This is a genomic window from Pseudomonas ficuserectae, from assembly GCF_024584585.1.
In the GTDB taxonomy this organism is placed as follows: domain Bacteria; phylum Pseudomonadota; class Gammaproteobacteria; order Pseudomonadales; family Pseudomonadaceae; genus Aquipseudomonas; species Aquipseudomonas amygdali.
Map to the genome: position 1 here is coordinate 3,170,891 of NZ_CP085684.1, position 16,257 is coordinate 3,187,147.

The window sequence follows — 16,257 nt, forward strand, 5'->3', positions numbered from 1 at the left end:
CGTAATTCCTTAATGCCGCTGGTTGATCAATAAATAGAGAAAAAACGGTGTGCCCAGCACCGCGACAAAAATCCCTGCAGGCAGGTCCAGTGGCAGGAACAGCGTGCGGCCAGCCAGATCGGCGAGCATTACAAGGTTGGCACCGATCAGCGCCGCCACCAGCGCCTGCCCGGTAAACCCCGGTGGCATCAGGCGTTTGGCAATGTGTGGTGCAATAAGGCCGACAAAGGCAATTGCCCCGCCCCACGCAACCGCCAGACCTGCAAGCGCAACACTCACCAGCAGCAGCCCGGCGCGCAGCCATTGCACACGCACACCGATGCCCTGAGCCAGATCATCATCGAGCTGCTGCATGCGCACCTGTCGGGCGAGCAGCACCAGCAGCGGCAAAGTCAGCGCCAGCCAGCCCGCCAGGGCGCGAGGCTCCGGCCAACTGGCACCATACACGCTCCCGGTCAGCCAGACATAAGCCGACAAGGTAGTGGTCAGCGGGCTGAACACCAGAACGAACGTCGTCACTGCTGCCAGCAGGGCCGACACCCCTACCCCGATCAACACCATGCGCAATGGTGAAGCGCCCTGATTCCACGCCAGCAGATAGATGACCAGTGCGGCAAGGCCTGCACCGCAAATCGCCGCCAAGGGCAGAAATTGTGCCCCCAATGCAGCCGAGAAAAATGACAGATACAACACTGCCGCCGCACTGGCACCGCTGGTGATACCCAACAGGTCCGGTGAAGCCAGCGGATTGCGGATGATGCTTTGCAGGATCAGCCCGGACACCGCCAGTGCCGCGCCGACGAGTGCTGCCAGCACCAGTCTGGGCATGCGCAGTTGTTCGACGATGAAAACCAGACTTGCATCCGCCTGACCGGTAAAAACATTCAAAAGTGTCGCGGGCGACAGGTTGATTTTGCCCACGGCCAGCGAGCCCAGTGCGATCAGCAATGTCAGCGTTGCGCCGATCAACAGACGTATCAATGCAGTCAGGCTGAACTGCCTAGAAAAGCCGCGGTAGCGCAGGGTCAGATGCCTATCCATAACGTGCCCCCCGGCGAACCAGCGCAATAAAGAACGGCGCGCCGAACAGTGCGGTCATCACGCCCACCGGCACTTCCTGAGGCACGATCACCACCCGCGCTAGCGTATCGGCCAGCAGCAACAGCGTTGCGCCCAGCAACGCGCAGCCGGGCAGCAGCCAGCGATGATCGATGGACAGTGTCTTGCGTACCATGTGCGGCACCAGCAGCCCGATGAAACCAATGCTCCCGGCCAACGCTACAGCGCTGCCCGCCAGGACAATGATCACGATGCTCATCAGCAGGCGAATCAAGCCTGTACGCTGGCCCAATGCGGTTGCGATGGTTTCTCCGGTATTGAGCACGTTGACCTGCCCGGCCAGCACCAGTGACCCGGCCAGTGCCACAACCACGCATACCAGTAATGGCGCGGCGGTGGTCAGATCGCGTTCCGACAAGGAACCGGCCAGCCAGAACAATACGGTGTCCAGGCCGTCCTGATTGACCACCAGCAATGCTTGACTGAACGCGGTAAACAGCGCGGTGATCGCCGCACCGGCCAACACAATTCGCAATGGGTTGAGACTGCCCTGCCCGCGGTTGCCGATTATCCAGACAATAGTCCCTGCTACCGCCGCGCCAATGAACGCGCACCACAGCCACTGGCTCATGGACGAAAGCGCAAACAACGACGAACAGGCAATGATCGAAAACGTCGCCCCGGCATTGATGCCGAACAGGCCGGGCGAGGCCAGCGGGTTGCGCGTCAGTGCCTGCATCAGCGCGCCAGCAATCGCCAGACTGGAACCCACGGCGACAGCCATCAGGGTTCGCGTCAGGCGCGTATCGAGCAGCACATGCTCGATAGCGCTAAGCGCATCGGGCTGCCACACACTTCGGACAATCGCAGAGGGCGATATCCAGGTGGCTCCGGTTGCCAGGCTCAATCCCATGCACGCTATCAACACCAACAGTCCCAGACCCAGTTTTACCGCAGCGGTCATGAGGGGCTATCCGCCATGGCCACGCGAGCGATTTCATCGAGCATGCGGTTGGCACCCAGAATGCCACCGGACAGGCTCCAGGCAACGGCATCCACGCGCCATACCTGACCATCCTGCGCTGCGCGCAACTGTTGCCAGAACGGGTGTCGGACCATCTTGTCGTAGTTTTGCTGCGCGGCTTTGCTGTCCGCGCGCTGAAAAATGAAAAACAGGTCGGCATCGACCACAGGCAAACTCTCTTTGCTGCTGAGTTTAAGGGAAACGCCCGTTGCTTCGCGGGCAGTGGGCGTCCAGGCGAAGCCCAGTTCGGTCAGCACCGAACCTGCAAAGCTGGCGGGCAGATAGCTGCGGATATGATCTTCACGAATGTCGAGCACCGACACGGTGATCGGCCAGCGCCCGGCGAATTTCTCCTGCAACCGACTGCGTAACGCCGTCACACGCTGTTGCCATTGGCCAAGGAGGTCCATGGCTTGCTGTTGACGCAGCATGGCAGCGCCCATCATCGCCAGCGTGCGCTTGAACTCGAACACCTCTTCCAGCATCAGCACGGGGCTGATCTGCTCGAGCAACGGCGCGATGCGTTGATGGCGAAAGCGTGATGCGACGATAAGATCGGGTTTGAGCAGCACGATATCTTCAAGGCTAGGCTGGGTTTCCAGGCCCACATGCGGTACCGCCGCCAGCGCCGGGCGCAGGTAGCGGTACATCGGTTTTTCGCTCCAGGAATCCACCACGCCGCACGGCGTCACGCCCAGGGCCACGGCGCTGTCGGATGCCCCCTGAAACAAGGTGACGACTCTTGGTGGCGTTGCGCGCAATGGCTCTGCCCAGGCAATGCCGGGCAGCGCCAGTAACCCCAATGACAGGCGCAATACCGTGCGCCGCGAAGGATGCAAATGTTGGTCAGGTTGCACGGCGCAACCTGTGGAATGGGTTGACCACCTCGCCCTTGCCGAACGGCATGCTGCCCGGTCCGCCTGCGCGCTCGATCATGGGTGTAAGCAGGAGTTTTTGCGGCCAGTTGGGGGCTTCGAACAGTTGATGCCTGATCATGGCACGCGCCTCGTCGTCAAATTCGATGGTTGTAATGAGATTATCCAAAACATCGCGCAATACCGTCCACAGCGCTGTTACCGGTACCTCATACACCTGGGCCAGAGTATCCATGATTGCCCGCACGTTTACCTGAATGCCCAGTGTCTGCAGCCAGAACAACAGGTCTTCAGGACGGTCATGATAAAGCGTATTGGCATGGCCTTTCTTGATTCGATATTCCGGGTCGCGCATGCCGTTACGCTCAAGCCAGGGCACGAAAATACGCAACGAGTCGTGGTCGCGCAACAACAGCCCTTGTGCCTGACCGGCTTTCCAGACCATGACTGCGTTCTGGCCATGCACCTCGCCGAGCATGCCCAGGCGGAACATGCGCAGGTTGATGTCGAAGAAACTGTGGCTCAGCTCGCGGAACAGTGTCAGTACCGAAGCCTGATTGCGCGGCAGGTCGCGATAGTCCATCCACTCATCGAAGAAATGCCGATTGCTGCCTGGCAACGGTGTACCCAGCGCCGCCATCGGCAGCAGGCGGCATTCCGGATCGTCGAGCAAGGCTGCCGGATAGCCTCGCACCATGGCCGAAAGATGCCGGGGACCTTCGTCGAACAGAGTGGCTTGGGGTGGCATGAACGCCCACCATTTGCGTTCGTCGCACAGGTGCAGCGAGCGACTCAGGGTTTCATCCTTGTCGACAACCTGGCGCAACAGTTTTTCACTCAGCCCGCCGTTGATCATTTTCACCGCTGGCAGGTAGCGGGACGCGCCGAGCGAATAGATCGCCATGGGCAATTTGAGGTAATCGGGGCTGTCGAGGCACGGTGTCATCGAACGCAGCGATGAGGTGGCGTATACCGCGGCCTCGTTGAAGGCCAGACGTTGACAATCGCCCCTGGTGAAGGCATCGCCCAGCTGGACCTGCAGAACATGCTCGAATTGCCAAGGATGAACCGGCAGCGCAACGTGACTGTCGGCAATGCCGCGCTGTTGCAGTTCCTGCTCAAGGACAGCCTGCAGATTCTCTGGCAGCAGGTGGCGAGCAGGGAAAGACTCGTTCAAATCCCCTACTCCGTCACCGCATTGCAGCAAGGTTTTGTCGACGGCGACCCAGTTCAGCGCCACCGGCCGGGCAAACTCGGCCTGATACTGTTGGTATTCCTGCTCGTTCAAGCCTTGCTTGGCTTTGGCCAGTGGATGGTATGGGCGATCACGTAGCGAAGCCCACTGTTCCATCGTCCTGAAGAACGTAGCGCCGTCCTGTGCCATCAGGTTGTGCTCGTCGACTTTATGGTCCAGCGACAACGCGGTCTGCCAGACACTGATGCGCAACACCTCCAGAAAAAGCGCTATGCCCTTTTCATTGTCCTGGCGCTCGCTGTCCTGAAGCAGGGTTGTTTTACCGGCGAATACCCATTTCATGAACTCTTCCGGGGACAACTGCGTCCAGCGCTCAGCCTGACGGCCCAGCACCGGCGTGCCGGGCACTTTCTCCCATTGTTGAGTAATGCCTGGGCGCAGCGCGACGCTGATGAAGCGCTGCTCCGAGTCATCGCAGCACCATTCCCAGATTTGCTGTGTGCTGCTCTGCCCTTCAAGTTTTGGGGCTTGCGGGTGGCGCGCTTGCCAGTGAGCGGTGTCCTGCAGGCTCAATGGCTCGCGGCCAAAGAAATCTTCAGCCAGCAGGCAATCGACCAGATCCTGCATGACCAGGTCAGCGGCGAGTGAAGTGAAGTTCATCGGATTATTTTCCTTCTGCTGAATGTTGGGCCAGACGCGCCTGAAGTGCGCGAAAGGCAATGCCACGCTCATCGCCGAGGACGAAGGCATTGACGCCGCGAGCCTGCCAGCGGGCAGCGTCGCCGTCTTTACGGGGAATGGTGCAATAGGCGACGCCTGCTGCCTTGGTGGCTTGCCAGGTGGCCAGCAACGCTTGTTGTACATCGGGTTGATCGATCTGCCAGGGCATCCCGAGTGACTGCGACAGGTCTGCGGCCCCTTCCAGAATCATGTCCAGCCCCGGCACACGGGCAATCTCGGCGGCGCGGCGCACGCCTTCGGCGCTTTCGATCATCGCTACCACCATGATCTGTTGATTGGCGGCTTCCACGTACTGCGCCAGGCTGTGCTTGCCGAACGAGCCGGGACGACCGGCGTTGAGGCTGCGGCGGCCCAGCGGGTGGTACTTGCAGGCGGCAATGGCATCCGCCAGTTGCTCGGGGCTCTCGATCATCGGCAAAACGATGCCCTGCGCACCGCCATCGAGCAGGCGCAGCAGGGTTTTCGGGTTTAGATCGGCGACCCGCACCAATGGCGTGAGGGCGTAGCTCTCTGCAACACGGATCATGTTCTCCACGGTTTCCGGGTTGATCAGCACGTGTTCCATGTCGATGATCACGAAGTCGAAACCGGCCTCGGCGATCAACTCGATGGCGGCCGGGGCCGGGATCGAACTGATTAGCCCGTACACAGGCTGTCCGCTGCCAAGTCTGCTCTTGAGTGTATTGGTCCTCAGCATCATTGCGGCCTGTAGGTATGCAGCGGGTTAGGCACCGAGCGGAAGCGACGCTCACCGTCACCCAACAGGCGGCGCTTGGTCAGTTCTTCCACTTCATAGGACGGTGCGAAGACATCAAACAGCTCGAAGCGCTCGCGATGCTGCGGGTGCGCACGCTGGTAGTCGAGAATGACGTCGGCGGTCATATGCCAGAACAGCGCCTCATCCAGCTGGTATTGCTGGCGCAGGAAGATCGCCATTTCGGCCAGGCAGATGAAGAAGAAACAGTCGCAGGAGAAGTCGCGCACCGCATTCACGTCATCGGTAATGATGAACGAGTTACGGTTGAGTTTCGCGTGGCTGTCGGGCAGCGGGACCAGCTCCGGACACAGTTCAGGGCGGCGCAGATGCGCGGGTGAGTAACGCACGCCGTCGTGGAAGTCCTTGAGGGCGATACGCTGCGGCCAGCCCTGCTTGACGATAAGCACGATATTTTGACCGTGAGACTCCATGCCGATGCCTTCGGCGTAGAGCATATGGATGATCGGAGGCACCGTGACCTGCAGCAATTGCCGGGTCCACTCCTTGAGGCCGTACTGGCGGATCCACGCGTCGATGAACGGTGCCTGCTCACCATCGCCATAGCGGTTTTCCACATGGCTCAGGCCATTGAACGGCACCGCCTGCTCATCGTCCTTGAGGTACTGATGCAGGCTTTCGCGCCATATCGCACCCAGCGTGCCGTAGGTCTGCGTCGAACGCGCTTCCGGCAGGTGGCGATAGTCGTAGCTGACACCGGCAACTTCGCCGAGAATCACAAAATTCAGCGCTCGCGCAGTACTGTCTGTGGCGATTAACTGGTGCAGCCAGTCGGTGATGATCGGACCATTAAGCACCGTATGCCGCGCCAGAATGCGCGTGCTGGAGGTGTTGGTCATGCTCATCGCCAGTTTTACGTAAGGTCGCTTGGGCTGGCTGGCATTGGCCAGTGTACGAATCGACTGCTGAGCCTTGTAGACGTCGGTCGAGGTGCCCAGGTAAGTCAGCTCGCCGCTGGCCAGTTCCGGGTAGAAAGTCGACACCGTGACGTTGTCCCATTGCCACGGATGCACTGGCATCAGTTGATAGTCGTCAATGGATTTGCCCTGCGCGGCCAGGTCACGGGACATTTCCTGCCAGCGCTGTGTACCCAGTTCCTGGCGGATAAACGCCTGGAAATCCATGTTGCGCGCATGACCGACCGACGCGCTCGATTTCGCCACTGCCAGCCAGACCACCCCGAACGGCGTGGCAAATTCGGGCCCGTAGTGACGGTTGTCAGCCAACGAAAAACCGATCCTTGACTTGTAGCACGGGTGGTAGCTGTGGGCGTCCATGAAGTGCTGTTCCAAAGCGTCAACGTCCAGCTCATGTGCGGGTTTTGCGGGCTGATAACCCTGACTGCGCGCTTGCAGGTCCTTGAGCTGGGTCTGCTCGATTTCCTGGATGAAGCGTGCCAGGTGCGGGCTGTCTTTGAACGGGCTGAGTAGCTCGCTCAACGCCAGATGCAAATCCGGCACGCTACGCTCCCCGGCGCTGTCCAAGCGTTCAAGGGTGGCGTGATCCAGGCGTATCAGCTCGAAGCTGGTACTCAGCAGGCCTTCGCAGTGGTACTCCACACCATCACTGACAGCGACAGTGAAACGATGCCGATGATCGTCCAGCGGCTCGCATCGATAAGGCAGTGCAGCCTCGTACAGCAAGGTTTGCAGCAATTGACCGATTACCCGGCGCTGTACTTGTTGGTAGCGCTCGGGGTTGATATCAGCCAGCCAGGCACCGGTGGCCGTTGAGGGTGAAACGGTGTTGCGTTTCAGCGGTAAAGGGGTAGCCATGTTCATACCTCGAACGAAAAATTATCGGGGTTCGACCGCGCCGGGCTGTGCCTCGGTGCGTTCGTCGTTAAGGGGGAAACGCCAGGCACACGGCAGTGCCAGCAGGATCAGCAGGCCGGTGGCAATGAAGACTTCATTGATGGCCGAAGGCGTGGCGGCCGGTCCCGCAGTGTTCAGGCGAAATTCCAGCCACAGCGAGGCGATGACAATTGCCAGCGACGCCACAAGACGGCGGGAAATGTTGTTCATCGCAGCGCCCTGCGTGACCATCGGCTCAGGCAAGGCATTGAGTCCAGCCGTCGTCACCGGCATGTAGGACAGCCCGAGGCCTGCGCCACGAATCATCATCAGCACGAACACCACGCCGATCGCCGTATCCGCCTTGAGCATGCCCAGCGCCAGGGTTGAAGCACCGGTCAGCAGCAGGCCGATGGCGACTACGGTGCGCGGACCATGACGGTCCAGCGCCTTGCCACCCCACTGCCCGAACAGGCTGGCGAACGCGGCGGTACACAGCAGGGCCAGGCCGGTCCAGATCGGGTTGTAGCCCAGTACCGTCTGCACCAGCAGCGGCAACAGGACCAGGCATTCGAACATGCCGACCGACTGCACGACGGCAACGATCACGCTCAGACGGTAACCGCGCAGGTTGAACAGACGCAGATTCAGCAGCGGTGCCTTGCGACTCAACTCGACCCTGACGAAAGCAATCAGACAGGCCACTGCGACCAGTACCATGCCCTGATTGAACGGGTCGAGCAGCGCTTGGGCGTGATGCATGCGGCTGATGGCGATCATCAGCAAGCCGATGCCCGAGGCAACCAGCAAATAGCCGATCAGGTCGAACGGTTTGCGCTCGACAGGCTCCGAGTCTGGCAGCATGCCGACGCCCAACAGCAAGGCCAGCAGGCCGATGGGCACATTCATCAGGAACAGCGAGCGCCAGCTGAACCACTCCAGCATCAGGCTGCCGCACAGTGGCCCCAATGCCGGAGCGAGCATTACCGCTGCGCTCCAGAGCCCGGTCATCCTGCCCCGCTCATGCTTTTCATACACGGAGAAAATGATCGCCAGCGACAGCGGGATCATCAACCCGCTGGCGATGCCCTGCACCACTCGCGCAGTGATCACCAATGCGATGGAGTTGGCCAGCGCGCCCAGCAGGGAGCCACCGATGAACAGCGCCACGCCCCAAAGGTACAGGCGTTTGCGGCCAATGCGCTGACTGAGAAAGCTGGTCAGCGGCATGGTCATGCCCATGCTGGTCATGAACCCTGCAACGATCCAGGTGGCCAGCAACGGACCGACCTGAAACGCCTCCATGAAGGTTGGCAGCGCCGGGTTGAGCGAGCTATTGCTAAGGCTGACAGTCAGCGTACCGAGCAGCACATTGAACACTACCCAACGGCGTGGGACGTTCAGACTCATGTGCGAACCCGTTCGCCGTTGCGCACAAAGTGCTGTACCGGTCTTGGGTGGCAGAGAAAATCGACATGGGAGATGTTGTAGCCGTAAGCCCCTGCCAGCGGCAACACCAGCAGATCGCCGATGTTCACGCCTTTGAGCGGCTGCCGGCGACTCAATACGTCCTTTGGCGTACACAACTGGCCGACCACGGTGTAGGCCTGCTCCTCAGATGCGCCCGTCGCTGGCGCACACGGCACATGGATAACCGGATGGTCATGGCCTTGCGCAACCGGCAGACGAAACTGGTGAGTGCCGCCGCGGCAGACCAGAAAGTGCTCGCCGTGGCTGGTTTTGCTGTCCAGCACCTCGATGGCGTAATAGCCGCAATAGGCGCTGATGAAACGTCCTGGCTCAAAGCGCAGGATCGGCGCATCACGCTGCTCGCCCAGGCGTTTTTCCAGATAACGGCACAGGCGCTGCCAGTCGAACTGCTGACTGTTCAGATAATCGACGCCAATGCCGCCGCCAACGTTGAAATGGGTCAACTGCTCCGGGTAGCTGGCCAGTGCTTTCCATTCCTGCCAGCGCTGCAGGTAGAAATCCAGCAACTGCTCATGACGCTCAACCGACATCTGATGGGACATGGCGTGTACATGGAAACCCTTGAGCGTCAGGTGGCTGGCGCTGTCTACGCGCCTGATCGCCTCGGCCAGATCGGTTTCGTCAATGCCGAACGGTGTGGCGCTGCCAGCCATCGCCAGCTTGCTCGACTGCGCGGCTGGCAACTGAGGGTTGATGCGCAGAAACACCGGCTGCACGCGCCCGGTTTCCTCTGCCAGATGTTGCAGACGCGCAATTTCGTTGAGGCTTTCCAGATGGATGGCTTCAACCTTGTTCAGCAACGCCGAGCGCAAGTCGGAATCAAGCTTGCCAGGGCCGGAGAACACGTAAGGTTTGCGTGTCGGGCAGGCCATCACACGCTCGATCTCGCCCCCCGAAGAGATTTCAAAGCCACTGACCAGCGGCGCGAGGGTTTCCAGCATCAATGCTTCGCTGTTGGCTTTGATCGCGTAATACAGCTCTACGCCCGCAGGCAGCGCGGCCATGACGTCAGTGACATGCTGTTGCAACGCATCCAGATCGTAGACGAAAGCCGCCAGCGGGTCGATTTCCAGTGCCTGAGCTTCTTTGATGGCGCCCAGTACGGTTTCCGGCAACTTATGCATAACGTGCCTCCTTGGCCCATGGTGAAGCGAGGCGCACATAGTTGGCCTCACGGTCGGCCTTGGCGGCGAGCCGGACCTTCAGGTTGGTCTTGCAGGCAATCGACTGGCCGGCGATCAGCGCGTCCAGTTCTGGCGCAGGCAGCACCAACTCGTCGCGGATGCGTTGCAACTGCCGCTCGACCCGCTGCCACATCAGCGGCGCGAGGTGCGGACGTTCCCAACTCAAGGCCAGCACGGCCTCGGACAGGTTGTTGATCAGCAGGCAATAGGTGATGCGGTTCCAGCCTTGTTCGCGGGTGTAGAGCAATGACTGTCGAATCCGCGGGTGCAGCCCGACCTGAATGGCCTTGATGCCCAGTTCATCGGTCAATTTGACGCCTTCGAAGTCGCGTAACAGCAGCTGTTGAGGGCGTCCGTTATCGTGAATCAATACCGCGTTCTGCAAATGTGGCTCCATCACGATGCCGTGATTGAAGAACAGCGCCATGACCGGGCGCAGCAGCAAGGCCTGGTATTCATCGAACCAGTCCAGCAGGTGCGGGTCCTCAAGTTCACCGCCGTTGAAACGCTCAAGGAAATCGTGCACCAAAGGCCGCGAACGCAGATCACGCGCGAACAATGTACCCGCCATCACGCTGCAGTCCGCGCCGGATCGGCGACAGAAGTTTTCCCGCAGAATCGCGCCGGTCTGCTCGCGAAACCAGTGGCCGTCGGTCTCGCTGGAGCCTTTTGGAGCCCAACTCATCGAACCCGGTTCAGCCACGGTGGACAGCCCGCCGAGGGTTTGCGGGCGGGTCTGCTGCAAGCGCTGAAACAATTCGTCGATGATCAGCGTGCTTTCCAGTTCGTACCAGGCGTTTTTCCTGACGCAGTTGGTAATGCGCACATTCAATGAGCCCTTGATGAAGTAGTCATGCCCTTCGATGTACCAGGTGCGCATCGAAGCCGTCGGGCTGGCCAGCGGCCCGCTGGTGCCCAGATCGGTGATCTGCCCGAGTTCGATCAGGCGCTGCACACGGCGGTCCTGCATAAATAATTGGGCTTGTACCGGATGCATGCAGATCAGCGCATGCCCGGGCCTGGCCCGCGATTGATCCGCGAACCCTGACATCACCTCGGCTTCGCTCAAGCCATTGGAGGTGATTCGCAACCCGTCCAGAGGCACTTCGAACAGATGCAGCGCGGTCTGCGCCTGAAATTCCGGAGCGTAGGTCTCCTGCGCCAGATGCGCAGGCCACAGACGCGCCTTGGGTGCCGGGTGATTGGGATGGCCGAACCACAGGCCCTGTTCGCTGGCCAGATAACCGCTCAGCGGTGCCGGGTGCTGACCGGTCATGTTGTGGGCGACGATGGCGGCAGTCAGGTGCTGGCTTTGCAGGACCTGATCGAGCAGTTCGTCGTTGCTGGCCCGGGTCATGTGCTCGCAGGCGGCCAGCAATTGCCGGGCGAATTCGCCAAAGGCCAGGCAGCGCCAGGTACCCTGCCCCTGCCGCGCATAAACATCGGAAAGGTAACGATGGCTGCCCAGATGGTCGCGGCGGTCCACCAGCACGAAAAACTGCTGCTCATTAGGCAGGCTGATGGTGAGTGGAATGCCCTTCCATTGCCCGCCATCCACGAAGCTGCCCGGCGCAATACCTTGCATGCCCTGGGGCCAAGTGTAATGAAGGCATTGTTCAGGCAGTGCGAATTCCTTGATCAGGCAATTGAGTAATGCACGAGTGGTTGCCAACTCGCTCACCATGTTTGATAAAACGGTGCGATCGGTATTAGTCATGTCTGCTCCACAGTCGCCTTGACGCTTACTGTTTAAGTGACGTCGCAACAAGCGTTGATTTATCGCTTGCGGCACAACGGCTTAACTGTCGGTGTGGCTTATTATCTGCAACAAGCCAATTGATAATCTGTGCACGACGTGCGATGGGGTCGCTCAGTCAAACGTTGTGTGCGTGTTCTGTTTCAAGCGCAGTGATGTCCTCACTGTTAGTACTGCTTACGCGCTGTTTTACAAGCTGCTTACTTGCGCAGCTGGGCCAGTGCAGCCTTGAGGGCGTCCTCGAATCGCTGGATGACCAGTTGGCATTGTTCTTCGGTAATGATCAACGGCGGCAGCAAACGGATCACGTTGCCATTTCGGCCGCCGCGCTCAAGTAACAGCCCCTGCTTGAAACAGTGCTGCTGAATGGCAACTGCCAGTTCCGGATCCATTGGCAAGCTGCCGAGGCGGTCCGCCGGTTTGCGCTCATCGACAATCTCGATGCCCAGCATCAGCCCGCGTCCGCGCACCTGGCCCATCATCGGATAACGTTGCTGCAAAAGGCCAAGCTGTGCCTTGAGCCAGTCCCCGCGCTTTGCGGCCTGGGCAGCCAGGTTTTGCCGTTGCAGCACTTCAAGGGTCGCAAGGCCGGTAGCCATCGCCATTTGATTGCCGCGGAAAGTACCCGCGTGATTGCCCGGAGCCCAGGCGTCGAACTCGCGCTTGAAGCCGAGCACGGCCAACGGCAGGCCGCCACCGACGGCTTTGGACATGACGATGACGTCGGGCTCGATCCCGGCGTGTTCGAAGGCGAACATCTTGCCGGTACGGCCGAAGCCGGCCTGTACTTCATCCAGAATCAGCAGAATGCCGTGCTTGCGGGTCACTTCGCGAATCTGCCGCAGCCATGCAGCGGGCGCTGGATTGACACCCCCTTCGCCCTGCACCGCCTCCAGAATCACGGCGGCCGGGAGCGACACGCCACTTTCCACGTCTTCGATGAACTGGGTGAAGTAATAACTCAGCGCCTCGGTGCCGGCTTCACCGCCAATACCCAGCGGGCACCGGTACTCATGAGGGTAAGGCAGGAATTGCACGCCGGGCATCAGGTTGGTGACGGCGTTTTTCGGCGCGGTGTTGCCAGTCAATGCCAGAGCCCCGTGGGTCATGCCGTGGTAAGCGCCGGAAAAGCTGATGATGTTGTGCCGGCCGGTGGCAGTCTTGGCAAGCTTGATTGCGGCTTCGACAGCATCGGCACCGGACGGCCCGCAGAACTGCAGGCAGTAATCGCGTCCCTGGCCCGGCAGCAGGCTCAGCAGCGTCTCGCTGAAGGCATCCTTGACCGCGGTGGTCAGGTCAAGGGTGTGCATCGGCATTCCGGACGTCAGGAAGCTGTCGAGACTGGCCATGATAGCTTCGTGATTGTGACCCAGAGCCAGTGTTCCGGCACCGGCCAGGCAGTCCAGATACGTGGTGCCTTCAACATCAGTGACCCATACGCCATGTGCCTTGGCGATGGCCAATGGCAACTTCCGCGGGTAACTTCTTACATTGGATTCAAATCTGCTCTGCCTGTCCAGATAGTTGGCATTGGTTTTCTGCGACGTAGTAGACTGCAATAAGCCATTATTCAACATCGGTTAGTCCTCGCTAAATGCTGGATGCAAGCTATTATCATTTCCTTGAAAGTGCAACCCGTTGTTTCAAAAAACAAGATGAAATTTAAATGAACGTTATTGCTTACTTGAAAAGTAGCCAGGCACACGAATACGCCGCCCTATAAGTCGGAGTCATTCAAAGTGCTATCACTCAGTTGGACGATTGTTATTTATGCAAGGCACCTAAAGAGAGTCTTATATAACAGACTCTTCTATGCTTATACTTAGGTTAATTATTTATATAGCCGCACACGTTATTCCTCGATGAGGACTGCCAGTTTGTTTACTACGCCGGTGAGCCCTTCCCTGGGCGTCGCGGTCGACTCAGAACCCGATAGTCGCTGACAGCAGATAGGTCCGGGGTGTCGACAGGGTCAGGCCCGGCTCGCTGTCATCCGACGCTCCGGCCGAACTCCAGTAATACTTGTTCATGACGTTCTCGACGTTGGCCCGCAGTGTGATGTCCTTCTGATCGACCTTGAACGCATACCGCGCGCCCACGTCGAAGCGCTCGGAAGAATCGATGCTTTTGCTGTTGGCCTGGTCCAGGTACTGCGAACTGGTGTAGATACCCCGCCCGGTCAGGGTCAGGCCCTTGACGCTCGGCACGTCCCATTCTGCGCCCAGATTGACGTTGTACTCGGGGGTGGCAGGTGCGCGATTGCCATCGAACGTGCCGTTGACGGTATTGGTCAGCTCGCTGTCGATGTACATCACCCCGCCCAGCAGACGGAAGCCCTTGAGCGGTTCGCCGAACATGGTCAGCTCGACGCCGTCGTTGCGGCGCTTGCCGTTCGGGCCGAAGACGCGCGAGGTTGTGTTGGTCTCGTAGGCCGGTTGCTTGATACGGAATACGCTGGCAGTGAAGGCGTATGACCCCAGGTCATATTTGGCCCCGACCTCGATCTGGCGGCTGACGAAAGGCGGGAAGATCTGGTCTTCGTTCACCGACGTCGACGGCGCGATCTTGCCCTGGCTCAAGCCCTCCATGTAGTTGGCATACACCGAGAAGTCGTCGGTCACTTTGTACAGAATGCCGCCTGAAGGTGAGACCTTTTCCTCGTCGTAGGAGGTGTCGCCCTTGACGTTGTCGGTCCAGTCATCAACCTTGACTCGCTGCCAGCGGGCACCGAGTGTCAGCAGCAGGCGGTCATCGAAAAAGCCCAGTGTGTCGGTCAGAGCCACACCGCTGAAGCGGTTCTCGGTGTAAACCTTGGAGTCGGCCCGCGTGGGGTTGGAGGGGGTCGGCGTGTCGACCGGATTGTAGAGATTGCTCGGCGCGGCTGCGTAGCGTGCACCACCGTTTTCAAAGTCCATGTAGAAATAGCTGGCGGCCAGATTGACCTCGTGGCTGACCGGCCCGGTATTGAACCAGCTGCGTGCGCCGGCAGTGGCTGTGCGAACATTTTCCTCGCGGGTGAAGTCGCGCGGCTGAACGCTGAAGTCACCTGCATCGTTGGTGACCGATACCGCATGGCGCAGGAAGTCATGGTTACTTTTGCGCGCGCCGACACCGCCGTACAGCATCACCGAGTCGCTGAGGTCATATTCGGCATTCACTGCGCCGAAGGTATCCTTGGTGCGCGCCTTGCTCCAGGACTGCGCATAGTTGTCGCGAACATCGTTGGCGTTGGGCACCTTTGCATTGGCACCCACCTGTACGCGCTCCTGCGGGGCATCGGTATCGCGCTCGGTGTGCCCGATATCCGTCGACAGGCGCAAGCGGTCGCCGCGGAAATCCAGGCCCAGCACGGCCATTTCGCGATCAACGCTCTGATGATCCCATTCAGTGTCGCCAGACTGCTTCACGCCATTGAAACGGATACCGAACTTGTCGTCCTCGCCAAAGCGACGGGCCACATCCACCGCCGCGCCTGCCTGCCCTTTGGACGCATAGCTGGTGGTCAGCTCGGTGATGGGTTTATCCGTTGCGCGCTTGGGGACCACGTTGATCCCACCACCGACACTGCCACGCGGCGAAATGCCATTAATCAGCTGGCTCGGGCCCTTGAGTATGTCTACCCGCTCGGCCATTTCCATGTCGATGGTGTATGTGGGCAGGATGCCGTACAAGCCGTTGTATGAGACGTCGCTATTGAACAGGCTGAAGCCGCGAATGGTGAACTGTTCGTAACGCCCGCCTGCCGGGTTGGTGGCACGCACCGACGGGTCGCTGGCAATCAGGTCGCCAAGAGTACGGGCCTGCTGGTTTTTCACCGCGTCCTTGGTGTAGGTGGTCATGCTGAACGGCGTTTCCATGAAGTCCCGCGAACCCAGCATGCCTTGCGAGCCTTTACGTGCCACTTGGCCGCCTGCGTATTCCTGGCCATCGGTAGAGCCGCTATCACCGACAATCGAGGTGGGTGCGAGTTGCAGGCCTGCGCTCGCGCTGTCAGGTGCCGGGATCAGCGTGTAAGCGTGCTCTCCGACGGGTACCAGTTGCAGACCGGAACCTTGCAGCAAGCGCGCAAAGCCTTCCTCGACCGCGAATTCGCCGGACAACCCCGAACTGTTTCGACCGTTCACCAGCGCGGGGTCTACCGAGAGGTTGACCCCGGCCTGACCGGCAAAGCGGGTGAGCGCGGCGCTCAGGCTGCCAGCCGGCACCTCATAGGCACGTTTGCCCGAGGTTTCGGCCCAACTGGTCGATACAAACAACGGACTGGAACTCAACGTCAGCAACAGGCTGAAATGCAAAAGCGGACGCAAACGGTAGGAAGACACTGCGGACATAGAGGGAAACTCTCGTATTTTTTGTGCACTTAC

11 protein-coding genes are annotated in these 16,257 nt (G+C 59.8%); all 11 read right to left on the reverse strand.

From position 1 onward, the window contains the following. Positions 1-9: 9 nt before the first annotated feature. On the reverse strand, positions 10-1,041 hold the full coding sequence (locus tag LJU29_RS13975; RefSeq protein ID WP_257110769.1) for a FecCD family ABC transporter permease: 1,032 nt from the start codon (positions 1,039-1,041) through the stop codon (positions 10-12). Beyond that, positions 1,034-2,023, reverse strand: coding sequence for a FecCD family ABC transporter permease (locus tag LJU29_RS13980; protein WP_057422827.1), 990 nt, complete (start codon positions 2,021-2,023; stop codon positions 1,034-1,036). The genes LJU29_RS13975 and LJU29_RS13980 overlap by 8 nt, the downstream gene beginning before the upstream one ends. After that, positions 2,020-2,940 carry an ABC transporter substrate-binding protein gene (locus tag LJU29_RS13985; protein WP_057452796.1) on the reverse strand — a complete coding sequence of 307 codons (921 nt, stop codon included), beginning with the start codon at positions 2,938-2,940 and terminating at the stop codon, positions 2,020-2,022. Before LJU29_RS13985 ends, LJU29_RS13980 begins: the two co-directional genes overlap by 4 nt. After that, the gene (locus LJU29_RS13990) at positions 2,930-4,813 is read right to left on the reverse strand and encodes an IucA/IucC family protein (RefSeq protein WP_054078565.1); all 1,884 of its coding nucleotides are present in this window, start codon (positions 4,811-4,813) and stop codon (positions 2,930-2,932) included. Before LJU29_RS13990 ends, LJU29_RS13985 begins: the two co-directional genes overlap by 11 nt. 4 nt (positions 4,814-4,817) lie before the next feature. After that, positions 4,818-5,591, reverse strand: coding sequence for an HpcH/HpaI aldolase family protein (locus LJU29_RS13995; protein WP_002553751.1), 774 nt, complete (start codon positions 5,589-5,591; stop codon positions 4,818-4,820). After that, complete coding sequence (locus LJU29_RS14000; protein WP_257110770.1) at positions 5,591-7,444, reverse strand: IucA/IucC family protein; 1,854 nt, start codon at positions 7,442-7,444, stop codon at positions 5,591-5,593. The genes LJU29_RS13995 and LJU29_RS14000 overlap by 1 nt, the downstream gene beginning before the upstream one ends. Before the next feature lie 21 nt (positions 7,445-7,465). Further along, positions 7,466-8,872, reverse strand: coding sequence for a DHA2 family efflux MFS transporter permease subunit (locus LJU29_RS14005; protein WP_005757762.1), 1,407 nt, complete (start codon positions 8,870-8,872; stop codon positions 7,466-7,468). Further along, a complete protein-coding gene (locus LJU29_RS14010; RefSeq protein ID WP_057422822.1) occupies positions 8,869-10,077 on the reverse strand; it encodes a type III PLP-dependent enzyme in 1,209 nt (402 codons plus the stop codon). Before LJU29_RS14010 ends, LJU29_RS14005 begins: the two co-directional genes overlap by 4 nt. Then, complete coding sequence (locus LJU29_RS14015; protein WP_057422820.1) at positions 10,070-11,854, reverse strand: IucA/IucC family protein; 1,785 nt, start codon at positions 11,852-11,854, stop codon at positions 10,070-10,072. The genes LJU29_RS14010 and LJU29_RS14015 overlap by 8 nt, the downstream gene beginning before the upstream one ends. 239 nt (positions 11,855-12,093) lie before the next feature. Then, on the reverse strand, positions 12,094-13,470 hold the full coding sequence (locus LJU29_RS14020) for a diaminobutyrate--2-oxoglutarate transaminase (RefSeq protein WP_002553746.1): 1,377 nt from the start codon (positions 13,468-13,470) through the stop codon (positions 12,094-12,096). Between the two features lie 345 nt (positions 13,471-13,815). Continuing rightward, positions 13,816-16,224: a TonB-dependent receptor gene (locus tag LJU29_RS14025; RefSeq protein WP_257110771.1), complete on the reverse strand. Its 2,409-nt coding sequence runs from the start codon at positions 16,222-16,224 to the stop codon at positions 13,816-13,818. Positions 16,225-16,257 lie beyond the last annotated feature (33 nt).

Coding starts and splice junctions, on each gene's coding strand:
- LJU29_RS14000 (WP_257110770.1), bottom strand. CDS start 7,444: ATGGCTACCCCTTTACCGCTGAAACGCAACACCGTTTCACCCTCAACG.
- LJU29_RS13990 (WP_054078565.1), bottom strand. CDS start 4,813: ATGAACTTCACTTCACTCGCCGCTGACCTGGTCATGCAGGATCTGGTC.
- LJU29_RS14015 (WP_057422820.1), bottom strand. CDS start 11,854: ATGACTAATACCGATCGCACCGTTTTATCAAACATGGTGAGCGAGTTG.
- LJU29_RS13975 (WP_257110769.1), bottom strand. CDS start 1,041: ATGGATAGGCATCTGACCCTGCGCTACCGCGGCTTTTCTAGGCAGTTC.
- LJU29_RS14020 (WP_002553746.1), bottom strand. CDS start 13,470: ATGTTGAATAATGGCTTATTGCAGTCTACTACGTCGCAGAAAACCAAT.
- LJU29_RS14025 (WP_257110771.1), bottom strand. CDS start 16,224: ATGTCCGCAGTGTCTTCCTACCGTTTGCGTCCGCTTTTGCATTTCAGC.
- LJU29_RS14010 (WP_057422822.1), bottom strand. CDS start 10,077: ATGCATAAGTTGCCGGAAACCGTACTGGGCGCCATCAAAGAAGCTCAG.
- LJU29_RS13980 (WP_057422827.1), bottom strand. CDS start 2,023: ATGACCGCTGCGGTAAAACTGGGTCTGGGACTGTTGGTGTTGATAGCG.
- LJU29_RS13995 (WP_002553751.1), bottom strand. CDS start 5,591: ATGCTGAGGACCAATACACTCAAGAGCAGACTTGGCAGCGGACAGCCT.
- LJU29_RS14005 (WP_005757762.1), bottom strand. CDS start 8,872: ATGAGTCTGAACGTCCCACGCCGTTGGGTAGTGTTCAATGTGCTGCTC.